Annotated in this window: 13 protein-coding genes; 4 read left to right on the forward strand and 9 right to left on the reverse strand. The window is 37.6% G+C overall.

The window, feature by feature from the left end:
- Window positions 1-261: 261 nt before the first annotated feature.
- Window positions 262-1,476, reverse strand: a complete 1,215-nt coding sequence (locus C1634_RS18200; RefSeq protein WP_109738888.1) for a hypothetical protein — start codon at window positions 1,474-1,476, stop codon at window positions 262-264.
- Between the two features lie 214 nt (window positions 1,477-1,690).
- Here C1634_RS18200 and C1634_RS18205 point away from each other — a divergent pair, with 214 nt between their 5' ends.
- Window positions 1,691-2,182 (forward strand): hypothetical protein, encoded by a 492-nt coding sequence (locus C1634_RS18205; RefSeq protein ID WP_109738889.1) that lies wholly within the window; start codon window positions 1,691-1,693, stop codon window positions 2,180-2,182.
- A 33-nt stretch (window positions 2,183-2,215) separates the two neighbouring features.
- Here the strand turns inward: C1634_RS18205 and C1634_RS18210 are convergent, their stop codons facing one another.
- Window positions 2,216-3,070, reverse strand: coding sequence for an AraC family transcriptional regulator (locus C1634_RS18210; protein WP_103233445.1), 855 nt, complete (start codon window positions 3,068-3,070; stop codon window positions 2,216-2,218).
- Window positions 3,071-3,160: 90 nt separating this feature from the next.
- On the opposite strand from C1634_RS18210, the gene C1634_RS18215 reads away from it, so the two are divergent.
- The 3 genes from C1634_RS18215 to C1634_RS18230 all read left to right on the forward strand — a co-directional run bounded on the left by C1634_RS18215 (window position 3,161) and on the right by C1634_RS18230 (window position 5,684).
- A complete protein-coding gene (locus C1634_RS18215) occupies window positions 3,161-4,144 on the forward strand; it encodes a polysaccharide deacetylase family protein (protein ID WP_109738890.1) in 984 nt (327 codons plus the stop codon).
- 84 nt (window positions 4,145-4,228) lie between these two features.
- Window positions 4,229-4,615, forward strand: coding sequence for a DoxX family protein (locus tag C1634_RS18220; protein WP_103233444.1), 387 nt, complete (start codon window positions 4,229-4,231; stop codon window positions 4,613-4,615).
- A gap of 574 nt (window positions 4,616-5,189) precedes the next feature.
- On the forward strand, window positions 5,190-5,684 hold the full coding sequence (locus C1634_RS18230; RefSeq protein WP_109738892.1) for a DoxX family protein: 495 nt from the start codon (window positions 5,190-5,192) through the stop codon (window positions 5,682-5,684).
- A gap of 911 nt (window positions 5,685-6,595) precedes the next feature.
- Here C1634_RS18230 and C1634_RS18235 read toward each other — a convergent pair.
- The 7 genes from C1634_RS18235 to epsC form a co-directional block, all read right to left on the reverse strand.
- Window positions 6,596-8,113: a TSUP family transporter gene (locus C1634_RS18235; protein ID WP_103234986.1), complete on the reverse strand. Its 1,518-nt coding sequence runs from the start codon at window positions 8,111-8,113 to the stop codon at window positions 6,596-6,598.
- 5 nt (window positions 8,114-8,118) lie between these two features.
- Window positions 8,119-10,995 (reverse strand): TonB-dependent receptor, encoded by a 2,877-nt coding sequence (locus tag C1634_RS18240; protein WP_109738893.1) that lies wholly within the window; start codon window positions 10,993-10,995, stop codon window positions 8,119-8,121.
- Between the two features lie 386 nt (window positions 10,996-11,381).
- Complete coding sequence (gene cysI, locus C1634_RS18245; RefSeq protein ID WP_109738894.1) at window positions 11,382-13,058, reverse strand: assimilatory sulfite reductase (NADPH) hemoprotein subunit; 1,677 nt, start codon at window positions 13,056-13,058, stop codon at window positions 11,382-11,384.
- Window positions 13,059-13,094: 36 nt separating this feature from the next.
- A complete protein-coding gene (locus C1634_RS18250; protein ID WP_103234511.1) occupies window positions 13,095-14,807 on the reverse strand; it encodes a diflavin oxidoreductase in 1,713 nt (570 codons plus the stop codon).
- A complete protein-coding gene (cobA, locus tag C1634_RS18255) occupies window positions 14,797-15,642 on the reverse strand; it encodes a uroporphyrinogen-III C-methyltransferase (RefSeq protein WP_109738895.1) in 846 nt (281 codons plus the stop codon). The genes C1634_RS18250 and cobA overlap by 11 nt, the downstream gene beginning before the upstream one ends.
- A gap of 23 nt (window positions 15,643-15,665) precedes the next feature.
- Window positions 15,666-16,577: a cysteine synthase A gene (cysK, locus tag C1634_RS18260; RefSeq protein WP_103234510.1), complete on the reverse strand. Its 912-nt coding sequence runs from the start codon at window positions 16,575-16,577 to the stop codon at window positions 15,666-15,668.
- 29 nt (window positions 16,578-16,606) lie between these two features.
- Window positions 16,607-17,437 carry a serine O-acetyltransferase EpsC gene (gene epsC, locus C1634_RS18265; RefSeq protein WP_103234509.1) on the reverse strand — a complete coding sequence of 277 codons (831 nt, stop codon included), beginning with the start codon at window positions 17,435-17,437 and terminating at the stop codon, window positions 16,607-16,609.
- Window positions 17,438-17,440 lie beyond the last annotated feature (3 nt).

The following is a 17,440-nucleotide window of genomic DNA, read 5'->3' on the forward strand; positions in this document are numbered from 1 at the left end:
AAAGCCTTTGTTGTGAACAATAATAAAATAAACGGGCTGAAGCCCGCCTCTATTGATATATAAATCATCTGAAAATTTCACTCTTAATAATTGTACATATTCACTAGGAACGGGCTTTAGCCCGTTTTAATAATAAGAATAAAATCCTATGGATTCAGCCAAAACTTAATACTTGCTAAGTAGTGGTTAAAGCCTTTATTGAAAACAAAAAATAAGCGGACTTTAGCCCGCTTCTATTGATAAGGATGATTAAACATTTATTTAACAATAAAACATGCATTCGTAGCTGAAAAGCTTTCCATCTTTAAAAGTGAAAATAAAGAGTCCTGCATCCCCATTCTGAATCTGATATTCATGTGGGGAAGAAATCCATCGGGCAGAAAGCATATCACCAAAACGGGTTACAAAATTCTTTTCATCATAATTGGAATCCATACGCTCATTTCCCAAAACCAAAGCTTCTCCATTGCTGAAGGACATTTTGTAAATACTCCCGGAAACTTTCCCTTTATATTCTTCAAAAGCAACAATGATATTAGGGTTTTTATAAAAATATTGTGGCTCCCAGCCACATTCCGGCATATTGGGAATATCTTTAGCTTTCTGCATCTCCAGTTGTTTCATCTGTGCATCTGTAATTTTCCCGTCAAAGAGTTGGGTATCCTTCCATATGAAATGCATATTCAGGGCTTTCAGCTTTTTTTCATAAGCTTCTGTTCCAGGTTTTTTTGCAAATTGATCCGCCAAAAGGATTTCAAAGTTGATATCTATTTTGGGATTTTCTACCCCTGCATTTGCATATGATTCTTTCCAATATTGTAAAGCTTGTTTAAGGTTTTTCTCTTCCAGCCATGCAATTTCACGCAATCTTCCAACCTGAGTGAGTTCCTTTTCTTTGTTTTTGCCTTTCACTGCCAGATATTCTTTCAGAACTTTATCGTAAGTAAGTTCACTACCCAGATATTTCATTTGGATATATTCAGGATTTTCGTGGAAATGATCTCCAATATACACCCAGCCATCCTGATATAAAGGAACATAATCTATACAGGCCATCTCATTTAAAGCAGCCCTTCGTGTTGCCGTGCTTTCTGTTGTAGGGGCTTTCCGTACACGAAGTTCAGACACCTGTATATAAAAATGCGGACATTGGTGTCCTTGTGATCCCCGATAAAAATACTGAACCGGTTCTCCGGAAGATTTTTTGCCACGCATGGTCTTTTGCAAAGGCTGGTGGTCTATAAAACCAATATCACCATTACTCACCTGCACTTTATATTGTGTTTGCGTAGAATCTAACAGGTAAACAGGAGCCTCTGTAGAAAATATTCCTAAAAGATCTTTAGTATTTCCATTTTCGCGATAGAGATGTCCCCATTCTGAGGTATAGACCGGATGTGCTCCGGCGCTCTGGGCCTTGATATTGTAAAAGCAGCACTGAATGATTCCGGCTGCCAATAGTATCTTATTCAACATATTGTAATTTGTATTCGCGAAAAATTTCATGTCTTTCGCAGGTGGATTTGTTATTGTTTGTATGGTTATTCCTTCAAAAATACTGAAAAAAGAGAGCTTGTCCTAAAGTTATCGTTATTCAGAATGGGTATAAATTCCATCCTATTCACAAGCTTCCGTTGGGTAACGCAAATAAAAATACTATTTTTATCGGCCAAAAAAGGAAATACTAATTATGCCGACTGATGCTTCTCATAAGCTGATTCCGATGACCACTTTCGTGCTTGAATATTATTCACACGAAGGATATGCCGATCTTCAGATTTTAAATCTGATGAATAACTACGCCAATTTTTTAAAGAAGAATTTGACTCTTGGAATGTTTGTTCCCGTAGACCGTGAAGGAAATGTCCTGAAAGAACCTAAAAATTATGCTGAATGGAAATCTCTTGATCATAATGATGGAAAAAGAGATGATATCGCGGGGTTTGAAGAATACGGCGAATACCAGAAGGCTGAACAGAACTGTATGTTTGAAGGTTTTAAAGTGGATTATAACGGCTATTCAAAAGTGCGTATCATTGCTTCTTATGATCCTTCTATCGAACTGTCTTTTAATAAAAGTGACCTGATCCCTTCAGGATTCAATGATGTAGAATCACTTACTGTTTTTGATGATATCTTTTTAACTTCCAGTGCATTAAGCGCGATTGGTATCAAAAGATAAATTGAATTTCTGCTCCATATACTTATTAACCAATTACTTTGATGTTGATTTCTTCTTAAACTCGGAAGGAGACATTTCTTTATACCCTTTGAAAATTTTATTGAAGTGGCTGGCATCATTAAACCCCAGTTTATCTGCAATTTCAGTGATGTTATAATGACTTTGGAGTAAAAGTTTTTCCGCTGTTTTTATTTTATGCTGCATCATATGCTGCTGTATGGAAAAACCTGTCTGTTTTTTAATGTAAATACTGATATAATTCGGGGAAAGCATAAATTCTCTGGCAAGGTTTTCAATTTTCATTTTATCCGCATCCAAAGCATTCACATTGATATAATATAAGATCCTTTCAATTCTGCTTACATTTTGTGTGATCCAGTTTTTGGTGGTGCTATTGTCCATCGTATTTCGGATCAGAATGGTAATGATGCTTGAAAAAAGATCGGAGGTAATCTCTTTATTATATGTGTTTTTATGGCTGAACTCATACAAAAGAATCCGGGCCAGCTGCAGCAGGTGCTGTCTATCCGTTTTACACTTGATCACTGATTCATAAACAAAAGATTGGTCTTCCATCAAAAGTTGAATAACCTTTTTTAGTTCATTCTTTTTATGAGATAAAAGGTTCTCCCAGATATACTGTTCCGTGAATTTTATATAGATGAAGCGTGTTTTACTTGTAATGGAAAATTCATGCCCATCACTGGGTCTGAGAAGAAAAACATCTCCTTTTTTATAAGGGAAAGTAATATTGTTGAGATGATGTAATCCTTTTCCGTTTTCTATAATAATCAGTTCATAAAAGTTATGATTGTGATACTCTACATCCCAAATTTCTTTTTCGATACTGAAAACATTAAAAGAGTTGAAATTGACGATTCGTTTCATGAAAGAATGGATTTTTACAAATTTACCATTAATTATTACAATATATACGGATAGATTATTGATCAATTTTGTCCTATCAATCCATTACAAATGAAATACATAAAACAATCCGTATTGTTGCTTGCTTCAACAATCGTTCTGATGTCCTTTTCTGATCGTCATGATAAGGATAAAAGACAGAAAAAAACTGAGCATGAAACACAGACTTCAAACAAAAAATACTGGCCTAATGGGGCTCAACTGGTTATTTCTGTCTCTATGCAGTTTGAAACAGGAGGACAGCCTGAGGGTGCTGAGAGTCCTTTCAGTGGAACTCCCCTTCCCAAAGGACAACCCGATCTTCCGGCAGAAAGCTGGTACCGCTATGGAGGAAATGAAGGAATTTACCGGATGCTGGATCTATGGAAAAAATATGATATCAAGGTAACTTCTCATGTGGTAGGAACAGCTGCAGAAAGATATCCTGAAGTGGCCAAAGCTATTGCAAACGGAGGGCATGAGATTGCAGCTCATGGTATTGCCTGGGACAATCAATGGAATAAAAATTACGCAGACGAACTGAATTTCGTGAAGCAAGGTGTAGATGTTGTTGAAAAAATTACTGGACAGAAAGCGGTGGGTTATAATTGCAATTGGCTGAGAAGGGGCCCCAACACCCTTAAAGTGTTACAGGAACTCGGCTTTCTGTATCATATAGATGACTTAAGCCACGATGAACCTTTTGTTACCAAAGTAAAAGGGAAAAATTTTGTCGTCATTCCTTATACCCTTCGCAACAATGATATTGTCAATATTGAAGGGAAACACTGGAGTCCTGATCAGTTTTTGGCACAATTGAAATTTGAGTTTGACCGCCTTTATGAAGAAGGAGCTTCTAAAAGAAGAATGATGAGTATCAGCTTTCATGACAGAATTGGTGGAACACCTGCAATGATGCATGCTATGGAGGAATTCATCAAATATACCAAAGAAAAACAAGGCGTAGTCTTTATGAGAAAAGATGATATTGCCAAAATGGTGATGAATGATCCCAATACTCCTGTTGATAATAGCGAAGAAAAGTATAATAAATAAGAAATTTGGAGGCTATAAAATCTTTTTAAGACCAATATAACTTCCAGCCTGCAACTTCCCACACCCAACCTAAAAATTACCTCTATGAATACAAAAACAGCTTATTTTTTCCTCCGTGTGTCTATGGGAATCAATCTTTTAGGACACGGATTGGTCCGACTGGTGAAACTACAGGATTTTGCATCAGGAATGATGAAAGGTTTTGAAACAAGCTGGCTTCCACAGCCATTGGTACATCTGTTTGGAGTTACACTCCCCTTTTTTGAATTTCTCATCGGATTACTGTTAATGCTTGGTTTTAAAACCCGTATCGCCACTATAGCCGGAGCTTCTTTGATTATCCTGCTGCTTTTTGGATGCAGTACTGTTGAAAACTGGGAAGCAATGGGCATTCAGATGATCTATGCAGGGTTGTTTTATATTCTGATCAGCAGAATGGAGGACAATTATCTGGCATTGGATAAGAAATAAAAGATAATACCAACCCTATCTAGCTCAAAGGCAAGTATAAATATTTTATTATATTTGCCTTAATTCTATGGGGTTTATGGGGAGAAAAAATGGATTATCGCATTATATACAGGTATTTAATATATGTTTAATGCTCATTCATTTGTTGATCCTAAAAACAGAAAACACCAGCTTTTCTACGGCAGAAATAAAGAGCCAATATAGTCTGAAAGAGACATCTCACAAAAAATGCAACAAGATTTTTCTTGAAGAAAATAACAAGACTCCGATCAAGTGCAACAGTAATTATTGTTCCAATTTTTCTCTGTTTTTTACCGCTTCCTTCCACTCTTTTGCATTTGAAAAATTTATGGATCAGAAAATAAGCAATCGCCATTTTCTGTATGATGATCCACCTTATTCTTCATTTTTTAATTCTATCTGGATTCCTCCTAAAATATAATTTCAGATCGTGTTATTTTACCGATCTCTGAAATTTATATAAGCAATCTATTATCTAAACCAGAATTACATGACCAGCTGCTGTTCATGGCTTTGCCGTGGTGATGTAATCAAAAAATGAATTAAAAAAATAATGAAAACAACAATATCAAACCTCGAAAAAAATACTCATACTATCTATATAATATGCAGAATATTAATTGGATTATTCTTTTGTATAGCAGGTTTTAACAAGCTTTTCCATCCTATTTTCCAAGGGTATATGTTCAATACCATCAGTACGATAGGATTTCCTTTTCCTCAGTTTACCGCCAACTTTACCGCTTTTTGTGAATGTATATTTGGCTTATTTTTAATGCTCGGTTTTTGGACAAGAATAAGCTCAGTATTTCTGATCATCATTATCCTTGTCGCGTTATTCACACATGATCTGAGTTCCATTCCAAAAGAACTTATTCCCATCAAATCTGAAACCGGAGTGTATGAAATGGATCCTTTTACATGGCTAAGTTATTTTCTATATCTGCCTCAAACATTATATCTCTTGTTTCTGCTCCTGTTCTTATTTCAGGGGTGTACAGGATTCGGACTTGATACTTTTAGGAAAACAAAATCTAGAAATAGTTAATGATGATAAACAGCTCTCTTTTTGGGAGCTGTTTTTAGTATAGTTTTTAATGGGCAAATGATTAAAGATTTTGAAAGAAAAGGAAAATAAAAGCGCAAAGTTTAATGATTTATCTCTTCATTAAAGTGAGCAAAGGCAGCGACAATGTCGCTGATGAAGCTTAGTGACTATGTATTTGCTTAGAAAGAATCAATATAATTGATTCCTCTCTTTTGCTTCCTTGAAATTTGGAAGTAAAAATTAAAATCTTTGCGTTTAAGATAATGCTGTATTCTTTCTTTTTGTGTTGGAAAGTTGCAAGGTTTTTCTAAATTGTATGCACGATTTTTAAAGTGTAAGAAAATCAGAGATTTTTAATAAAACATGTGTTATAAATTTTCTCGCAGATAAAACAGATTACGCAGATTTTATGTAAATATCTGCGTAATCTGCAAAATTAGCGTGAGATAAAAATAAACGATGCTGTATTCAATTTTATCGCAGATAAAATCCTTGCGCCTTAATATAATCCTTGTTTAATATCATTTTTGCGCCTTTGCGTATCCAAAACATTTTTATTAAAAAAAACGCAAAGTTTTAATGGTTTCAGATTTTTACTAAAAATGAGTAATGATTGTGTCAACAGACTCTATCATTGATTTTTCCCTATGATACCTCAAAATAAAGTAAAACATTAAAATCTTTGCGTTAAAAATATGTATAAAGGCATATAAAAAACGCATAAATCAACGATTTAAGCCTTTTAAAGGTGGCGACAATATCACTGATTAAGCTTTATGCATATGAATACGCTTAGGAAAAATCAATGCAATTGATTCAAGCTTTGCACCCTTAAAATAATAAGAATTTATAAATTAAATCTTTGCGTTAAAAAAATACACTTTTTACGAAACTTGATTATAATTGGTTTATTATGACAAAATTGATTTTGTTATGGTAACAAGACTCATCAGGATCACTACTATTCCTACCACAATAAACATTTTCTTCGTTGGAAGTTTTGAGGTAAGCATTGCCGAAAAAGGAGCCGTAAAAACACCACCCAGCAAAAGCCCTAAAACAATATTCCAGTGATGAATACCGATGGTAAAAATGAAAGTTATGGCACTGGTAATGGTCAGTAAAAACTTGGCAACCGTCGAACTTCCCACTACATAACGGGGAATTCTTCCTTCTTTGATCAGTGTTCCGGTCACCAATGGTCCCCAACCGCCCCCTGCAAAAGAATCAATAAAACCACCTACCAATCCCAATACTCTGAGATTGGTTCTTCGTTTGGTTTTACCTTGCCCTGATTTTTTATCTTTAAATGCATTTTTTAAGATGTTTATGCCTAAATACAGTGTGTAGCAGGCAATAATAGGTTTTACAATATGAGCATATTCTTCGCCATAATGAGACAGCGTTAATGCACCGATAACAGAGCCTACAATAGCCAGCGGGAACAAGATCCACACCATTTTTTTATTGACATTTCCCAGTTTATAATGACTGAAACTTCCGGCTGCCGTAGTAAAAGACTCCGCAGAGTGAATGCTTGCACTCACAACGGGTGGCGGGACATTTAGCAGTAAAAGAATTGTGGTACATATGACTCCATAGCCCATTCCCATAGATCCAGCAACAATTTCTGCCATAAAACCGGCAAAAAGCATCCAGTAAAAGATATGACCGTCTTTATTCAGAAAATACTGAATATCAACAGAAAGATTGAACTGGTACACCACAAGCCCGAATAATCCAAAAAGAAGCAAAACTCCAATAATGGCAAGGTAAATATTAGCTTTTCTCTGAGCGATTTTGGTAATATTGATCAGTTTTTCAATTTCCATATCCGGTTTTGAAGAAGCTTTTCCGTCAGACAGATATTCTGTAGTAATTTTGTTGAGCTCTTTCACTTTATAATTGAAATCTCCGGTGAGCTGATTACGAATATTCTGCATATTGTCCAATACATGATCCATTTCATCTGGAATAACTTCTGTAAAGGTTTCTCTTAATCTTTTAGCAATGGTCGGGGACTTTCCGTTGGTGGAAATGGCAATTTTGAGACTTCCCTTTTTGACAATGGAACCTAAATAAAAATCGCACAGATCCGGCTTATCTGCAATATTGACCAGTACGTTTTTTTTCTGGGCTTTTTCCCTGATTTCCCCAGCAAGTTCAATATCATTTACCGCAATGATGGCAAGATCCGCATCATTAAAATCAAGATCATCATAGGCTCTCTCATGCAGGATTATATTGGAAAACTGACTTTGTAAGGTTTTGACCTCAGGGATAATTTCTTTAGCTACCAGCTTGATGGACGTTTCCGGTGAATTGCCCAGTACAGATTCCAGCTTTTCAAGAGCAACCTTGCCACCACCGATGATCAGCAGTGACAGGTTTTCAAGTTTTAAGAATATGGGGTATAGTGAATTGCTCATCTTGATTACAGTTTTAAGTCATACGTAAAAGCGAGATAATACAGTCCTCCGATTTCAGGACCAGCTGCATACTGGAAATAACGGCGGTTCAGTAAATTGGTTGCCCCAATTTTAATATTCGCACGGATTTCAGGAAGCTTCCATGTAGCCTGCGCATCAATCGTATAATAAGCCGGAATGGCTCCTGATGCTAAAGGACTTTCCCACATAAAGCCACTCTGCCATCTTGCAACAAGCGTAAACCCTATATTTTTAACAATTTCTCTGTTTCCTACACTTACATTCACCATCCATTTTGGGGTGTTGAAAGCGGTAATAAACAGGTCTGAAGAATTGTTGGAAGCAAGATCATTATAAGAAACATTGGTATTGACATTGTAATTTCCTGTAATATTATAACGAACCCCTAAAGACGTTCCGTAGCTTTTGTAAGTATTGTTGCTGTTCGTATAAACCCTGTAACGGTCCTGTTTGCTTCTATCAAGCATTGCAAGAACAGCGGTATTGCTTCCTACCTGGCTGTTTTTTGGAACTGCCACTTCTACCTGTCCAAGAAATCCTTCGTAAATATTGTAATAGAAATCCCAATCCAGCACCAGTTTATTATTGAAAAAAGTAGACTTATATCCTACTTCAAACGAATTGATTTTTTCCGGTTGTAATTTTTGCAGATTGGCTACAGTTAAAAGCTGTTTGTTGTCCTGTGCTGCTTGAGCCTGGGTTTTTCCTCCATCTACATCTGCATTTACTGCTGAAGTGAATTTATCAATGGAAGCTAATGTGTAGGAATTCTCCAGATAACCCAATCCGTCATTTACTTTTGAAAGGCCGCCCACTCTTCTTACATTTCCGTTATTTACGAACGAAAGTGCTTCAAACAAGGATGGAAAACGATATCCATTCTGGAAAGAAGCTCTGAAATTATGTTCTTTAACCGGAGAATAGACCACACTTATTCTCGGATTCAATTTGGCTTCAAATTCCGGGTTCCTATCGATCCGTAAGGCAGCGTTGATTTTTAATTTATCATCAAAGAAAAGCTTGGTAATCTGTGCAAAAACTCCATATTTCTGATAGATAACATCTTTTCCGAAGGTGCCGTTGGCTAAAGGAATGTTTCTTTCATTCACCGGACGGTCGAAATCAACAAAATTGTTTCCATCCGGAGTAATGCTGTACAAACGGTAATCTACACCAGCGAGAAGGTTGAATATTTTCACAAATCTGCTGAAATCGTAGGTAAGTTCGCCCTGATAAAAGCGAGATTTCTGTTCAAGTTTTGCCCCTCCTGTTGCCGGAGCTCCTGCTACTCCTCCATTGGCCGAATCCCAGTTGTTGATTCCGATGATGGTGTTTTTCAACTGTTCGAAGGCTGCAGTTCCCGGTACGACTCTGTTTTTATCTGCCTGTTGGCGAGCAAGAATAAAAGCGTCATTAAGATTAGCTCCTGCATTCAGATTATTCTGAAGAGCCGTTTGGAATATATTTCTCCAGTTGGTATTGGAAAGATTGGTGAGATCAAGATTATCTGCCAAAGGTTTCAGATTATAAGAATCTCCTGTATTTTCTATCGATACATAAGCCCTGAAAGTAAGTTCCTTTCCTGTCAGTTCTATTTTATGGTTCTGAACAGTAGCATTCTGCAAACGGATTTTATTTCCTCTCTGGAAAGTTCCATCCAGTAGACCATAGCGGTATACGTAAGATGTTCTCCACTGATCCCCAAAACGGTAGTATAACCCTGCATCGAACTTAATGTTTTTTACATCCGGACTTACAAGATCTTTTTCCAGATATCCCGTTCTTGAAACGTTGAATGTAGTTGGTTTCCCATTGTAATCCACTTTTACGGCTACACGGTTATTTCTTTCATCACCGTATTTATTCCAAAGGTCTTCAGCCGGATTATTGGCAAGAGCAAAATTAGGATTAGCAGTGATTAATGATCCGGGATTCTGATCGGTCAGATTGTTGGAGATCCAGTCTGTTCCGCTGAAATAAGAGGCATTGACTTTTACCGCAAAGTTTTTATTGATCACTTTTGCAAAACGGATGGCACTTTCTCCGAGAGAACTTATTTTATGATTGACATTGTCTACATGATTCACCCCGCCACGGAAATAAAGGCTTATTCCTTCAGAAGTAAACGGATCTTTGGTCTGTAAACTTGCCAATCCGTTGATGGCATTCATTCCGTACAATGCTGAAGCGGCTCCGGGAGTGACTTCCATAGATTGGATGTCGAGTTCTGTAGGACCTATTGCATTTCCCAATGGTACTCCCAACGTTGCCGATTGTACATCTACTCCGTCTACCAGCTGCATGAATCGGAAATTATTAGGCGAATTGAAACCTCTGGAATTAGGGATTTTCAACGTAAGACTTGATGTTAAAAGCTGTAACCCCTTTACATTTTCCAATGTTTCATAGAATGAGGCTGCAGGACTTTCCCTGATGGTTTTAATATCAATTTTTTCAATGGCTATCGGTGATCTTAATATCTTTTCCGGAACTCTGGATGCTGAGATCACGACATCATCAATAATCGTATTTTGTGGGTTTAACCCTATCGTTATTTTGTTGGAAGGTGAAAGGATCTCAACAGTTTGACCGGTAAAACCATCTTTCTGAATCACCACCCGGAATGGAATGGTAACCCTTGTTCTAAGCTTAAAGTTACCCAGCTGATCCGTTAATGCGGTATCCTGTGTATTTTCGATCTGTACTTTTACAGAGTCGAGACCTTTGCGTGTTCCTGTATTTTTGATGCTTCCGCTAAGCTCTATAAGCTGCTGCTGTGCTTCTGCCAGGTTAAAAAATAGAAATGTGAATGCGATAATGCCTGCTTTAGGTAGAATATTTCTCTGCTTTTTGTTTTTCATTTTTTCTTCATTTTTTAGGTTGAGAATGAAGCTGTCTGAACTTTTTATCTTGATTATTTTTTACCACAAAAGGCACAAAAGTTTTTATTTTGAAACACTTTAGTCTACTTAAGTAAGTTTAAAATGATGCCGCAGAAAAGCTCACATTAGATGAAAATCAAAGATTTTCACAAAACTTAAGTGTACTTATTATGCACAAAGTTTGGCTCTTAAAAAACTTAAGTGTTTATAATCTTTTGTGACTTTTGTAGTTTGATTGAAAAGTTGAAACAGCTTTGATTGTATTGTTACTTGAGAATCAACAACACATACACATTCGTCTGCCTAAAAGAAGAGGTTTAGTTTTTTTGTTTTTTTTCAGATCATAATGAAAATTAGCCATATAATTAATTTAAGGTGTGTAAGTAACGGTATGAAAAATCGCCAAATGTTTCTTCTGTAAGCCTTTTCTGTACATAAATCCCGAAAAGTTCATCCAGAGTGGTAAGAATGTCTTTCTCACCAATATTTTCTTTAAATTTTGTATTCAGTCGCATTCCTAAACGGTCTCCTCCGATGTGAAGATTATATTTGCCATATGCTGTCCCCACAAATCCTATTTCAGCATTGGGAGATCTTCCGCAGCCGTTAGGACAGCCCGTCATACGGATGGTAATATCTTCTTCCAGCAGACCATATTTTTCAAGAATAGGTTCTATTTTGGTCACCAAGGATGGCAGATAACGCTGCGCTTCTGCTAAAGCCAGTGAACACGTGTTCAAAGCCACGCAGGCAACAGAGTTTTTACGCAGGGCACTTGCTCCATTGGTATACTCTGAAATTCCATGTTCTTTTAAAATATGTTCAATTTCAGGTTTATCTTTCTCCTCAATATCAGCCAGAATAAGGTTCTGATTACAGGTAAAACGGAAATTAGCTTTGCCGATTTGTGCGATTTTTAATAACCCTGATTTTAAAGGATATTCTGACGTGTTAAGAATTCTTCCGTGCTCTACAAATACGGTATAAAACCATTTTCCTTCATGATTCTGAACCCAGCCATAGCGGTCTTTTCTCTGTTCAAACTTAAATTCTCTGGCAGGTTCAAAGTTGAATCCTGTTCTTTTTTCTACTTCAGCTCTGTATTGATCAATACCCAATTTATCAATGGTGTATTTTAATCTTGATAATTTTCGGTCGCTTCTGTTTCCGAAGTCTCTTTGAACCGTGATGATTTCGTAGACAGCCTTCAAAACTTTTTCTTCTGTATCTACAAATCCAAGAATAGAAGCAAGACGGGCATAAGTGGCTTCATTTCCATGCGTGGCTCCCAATCCTCCTCCGGCAGCGATATTGTAGCCAACGATTGTATTATTTTCGATAATAGCAATTAAGGCAATATCATTGATAAATACATCTACATCATTATTGGGTGGAACGGCAATTCCTATTTTCAGCTTTCTGGGAAGATATCTGTCCTGATACAATGGATCTTCTTCAGCTTTTCGGTCTACCAGAAGTTCATCATCAATCCAGATGTCGTAATAGGATTTGGTTTTGGGAAGACACATTTCACTGATTTTTCCAGCGAGTTCATAAGCTTCCTTGTGCAAAGGTGATTCCGAAGGATTCGCAGTACAGGTTACATTTCTATTGACATCTCCACAAGCCGCAATAGAATCCAGATGCTGAAGATTGAAACTCTGAATGGTGGGTCTTAAATGAGATTTTAAAATACCATGCAGCTGAATCGTTTGTCTTGTCGTTACTTTAATGGTTCCTGTGGAATGATCTTCAGCAGTTTCATTCAATCCTACCCATTGTTCCGGAGTTAAAAAGCCACCGGGAAGCCTTAATCTGATCATATAAGAATACAGCCATTCCAGTTTTTTGGAGACACGCTCTTCCCTTCGGTCTCTGTCGTCCTGTTGGTACATTCCATGAAATTTGATGACCGTTTGATCATCTTCCCTTATGGCTCCGGTAATCGTATCAGCAAGGCTCTCTTTTAAAGATCCTCTGAGCCCGTTACTGCTGGTTTTAATCCTTTCTACCGGTGAAAGGTTTTCTTTATCGTTGTTCATAACTGTTTCCTTTAATTCTTACGAGTACTTCTTTTTTTAATACACATCTTTAGCATATCTGCCGCTCAGCTCCATATCTTCCAGATAAAGTACAGCGTCTTCTTTGCTGCGCTTTCCTTCATTTTGGATAATTGTGAGAAGCTTTTGTTCTACGTCGTAGGCCATTGGTTCTTTGGCTCCGCATACATACACAGAGGCTCCACCTTCCAGCCAGTAAAATATTTCCTGAGCTTTTTGTTCCAGTCTGTGCTGAACATATACTTTCTCGGCTGTATCTCTTGAAAAAGCAAGGTCTAAATGTGTCAGACTGCCTGTTTTAAGAAAATCCTGAAGTTCGGCCTGATAAAGGAAGTCTGATATGAAGTTTCTGTCTCCGAAGAACAGCCAGTTTCTGCCTTCTGCCCCTGTGGCATCACGTTCCCAAAGGAATGATCTGAAAGGAGCTATTCCCGTTCCCGGTCCAATCATGATGATATCTTTATCTGCTTCCGGCAATTTGAAGTGTCCTGCACCTTGAATATAAAATTCCACCTCTTCTCCTTCTTTGAATTCACTCAGAAAACCACTGCATAATCCGTTGTGTTTCTGATGATCAATAAGGAATTCTGATTTCGCAACCGTAATATGAATTTCCGTATCACCATGGGCTTCCAGAGAGGAAGAAATTGAATACAGACGAGGAGCCTGGGCGGTTAATATCTGTATGATTTCTTCAAATTCATCTGCATTTTTCACGGGATAAATTCTAAGCAGATCAAGAAGGCTTAATCTTACTTCCGGAATGGAATGTCCTGTTATTTTTGCATACTGAGCAACCACAGATTTAAGCAGATAACTGATGTTAAGATGCTTATACAGTAGTTCTTCTACTTTATCTGTAATTTTTGTTGTTTCTATCTGTTTTTGAGGATCAATTCCTGTCAGGGTAATAATTTCATGTACAACTTCTTTCGAGTTGAACGGAATCACTCCCAAAGATGCACCGGGCTGATATGCAAGTGCTTCTTCTGTTTCAATTTCAATGTGATAGGTTTCTTTTTCAGAGGTAATATCGTTCAGATTAATGATGGCTGAAACTTTTCCTTTGTATTTCTTCCTTCCGGTAGAAACCTTTGGAACTGAAACATTTTTTGTACTCTGACCAGCATTTTTATTGACGGTTTCAAATACATGCTCTATCCAATGAGAAGCTTCCTGTTCATAATCAATATCACATTTTTTTAACGGAATGATGCGCTGAGCTCCCAATATTTCGAAACGTGAATCTACATCTTCTCCGGTTTGGCAGAACAGAGGATAACTGCTGTCTCCTAATGCCAGCACTCCAAATTTGAGTCCGCTGAGATTAATTTCATTTTCATAGATATAATCGTAGAATTTTTTGGCAAGAGCTGGTGGTTCGCCTTCTCCCTGAGTACTGATGACTACAAAAAAGAACTCTTCTTTAGCCAAATCTTTGGGTTTGTATTGGGAAAGGTCAGCCAGTTTTACCTGGATACCCTTTTTCTTGATAATTCCGGCAAGTGTTGTTGCTAATTTTTTACTGTTTCCTGTTTCTGTACCATAAGCCAGCGTTATTTTCTTTACGGCATTCTGGACAATAGTATTTGTCTCTTGTGGAGGCAAAACGGCTGTAAATGACGATCCTCCGGCAATACCGGCAAGATACCCGCTAGCCCAGATGGCTTCGTCTCTGGAGAGGTCTCCGGATATTTGTTTTAATACATTTAATTTAGTTTCAGACAGCATATTCAAAGAAATTTTGAGTGGTAGGGATTAGACTTCCGTTTTCTACTGATTTGAAATAAAGACCTTCCTGTTCTGCATTTTCCAACCATGAAAACTCTTCATGGAGATTCACAATTTTGCCGACAACCACCAATGAAGGTGAAGCAAAGCTTTTGTCCCCGAATTTTTCATTAAAATCATCAAATGATGACGTGTACACCTTTTGAAAAGGAGTCGTAGCCTGTTCAATGACTGCAATTTTTTTATCACCTGAAATCTGAAGTGCTTTCAGTTTTTCTACTAGAGGGCTAAGATTTCCTTTAGACATATAAAAAACAAGAGTATCATTGGTTAAAGCAAGCTCTTTCCAGTATTCCTCACTTACGATCTCTGATTTATAATACGTCAGAAAACGAACGGATGTGGAATATCCTCTGGCTGTTAAAGGCATCCCTGAAAATGCCGCAGCTCCTAAAGCGGCTGTAATTCCCGGAATGATTTCGTAGGGAATATGATTCTGTTTTAAAGCCTGCAATTCATCCAGAATATTGGAGAATATGGAAACGTCGCCTCCTTTCAGTCTTACAATGGTTTTGTTCTGAAGGGCATACTCCACCATCAAAGTATTGATATGAGACTGAGGCGTGGAAGCATTTTTGCTGCATTCTTTTCCTACATAGATGATTTCTGTATTTTCATTGACGTAGGTTTCGAGAATTTCCGGACTTACAAGGCGGTCACATAAAATAACGTCCGCATTTGCGATAGCTTTTACTGCTTTTACAGTGATCAGTTCAGGGTTGCCGGGCCCTGCACCGATAAGGTAAACCTTTGGTGATTTTATATTTGTTTTCATTGAAGTAGGTGTTAATTAAGGATTTAGAAGAGTTCTTCTACAGACAGATATCTTTCTCCGGTATCGTAATTGATGGTAAGGATTTTAGCGTTAGGTTGTATTTCCGGTAAATGTTTGGCGATGGCTGCTAAAGCGGCTCCAGTGGAAACTCCAACAAAAAGACCTTCTTTTTTAGCGGCATTAAGGGTATATTCATAAGCTTCTTCCTTGCCTACCGTGATTACTCCGTCCAAAAGGGTAATATCCAGAATGGAAGGAACAAATCCTGCTCCTAATCCTTGTAATGGGTGTGGCGCCGGGCTTCCTCCGCTTAATACAGGAGATAATTCAGGTTCTACGGCAATTACTTTTACGTTAGGATATTTTTCTTTTACCGTTTTTGCTATTCCGGTGATGTGTCCTCCGGTTCCTACTCCTGTAATGATATAATCCAGCCCGTCCGGGAAGTCTTTTAAAATTTCCTGAGCGGTGGTTTCTACGTGTACTTTTACATTGGCGGGATTGTCAAACTGTCTTGGAATCCATGAATTGGGTGTTTCTTCAGCCAATTCACTGGCTTTTTCTATAGCGCCTTTCATTCCTTTTTCTCTTGGAGTCAATACGAATTCAGCACCATATGCTTCCATGATTTTGCGGCGCTCTATACTCATGCTTTCCGGCATGACAAGGATGAGTTTGTATCCTTTTACAGCAGCTACCAAAGCCAGTCCTATTCCCGTATTTCCGCTTGTAGGTTCTATGATGACGCTGTCTTTATTTAATAATCCCTTTGCTTCTGCATCTTCAATCATGGCCAGTGCAATTCTGTCTTTAATGCTTCCGCCAGGATTGCTTTTTTCAAGTTTGATCCAGATTTCATGATCTGAATTGAAGAGTTTATTAATTTTTACGACGGGTGTATTTCCAATCGTTTCTAATGCATTCTGAAACTTCATATCAATATACTTTTTATTTTTGTTTTTTCTTAAATCACAAAGGTTAATGATTCCGGTAATGAGCTATTATCCTTTATTTTTATTTCACTTTTATGATAGACCAGAGAGTTGGCGGGGACATCCTGTGTTACCCACACATTTCCTCCTATGACACTTTCTCTACCTATGGTGGTTTCCCCTCCCAGAATAGTGGCTCCCGAATAGATAATCACATCATCTTCAATATTGGGGTGTCTTTTCTGATGGGCTTTTTCTTTGGAAACATTCAAAGCTCCGAGGGTTACTCCCTGATAGATTTTAACATTGTTCCCGATAACGGTAGTTTCTCCAATCACGATTCCTGTTCCGTGGTCAATGAAAAAAGACTTTCCAATGACCGCTCCCGGATGAATATCAATCCCGGTTTTACTGTGGGCATATTCAGAAATGACACGGGGTAAAATTTTTACTTCCTGAGTCCACAGCTGGTGCGAAATACGGTAGACATAGGTGGCAAAAAAGCCAGGATATGCCAGGTATACTTCTTCCAGAGAATCGGCGGCAGGATCAAATTCCAAAATGGATTTTGCATCCAGAACCAGCTGATTGTATAATTCCGGTAAAGCCTCAAAAAACTGTCTGACCTGTTTTTCAGTAAGGTCTTTATCTCCTGTTACCGTATTGATCTGATCAGAAAGTGTTTCCTGAAGTGCTTCAAAATTTCTTTTCAGCTGGTCTTCAGTATTCTCATTTTGAGGGAGAAAGAGTGTTTCGTACAAATCCTTCACCCACTTTTTGGTCTTTATTTTATCAAAGAATCCATGAATATTATTTTGTTTGGTCTGATGAATTCTTTGTATTAATTGATCGGAAATTGCCATTTT

The sequence above is a fragment of the Chryseobacterium viscerum genome, from assembly GCF_002899945.2.
Classification (GTDB): Bacteria; Bacteroidota; Bacteroidia; order Flavobacteriales; family Weeksellaceae; genus Chryseobacterium; species Chryseobacterium viscerum.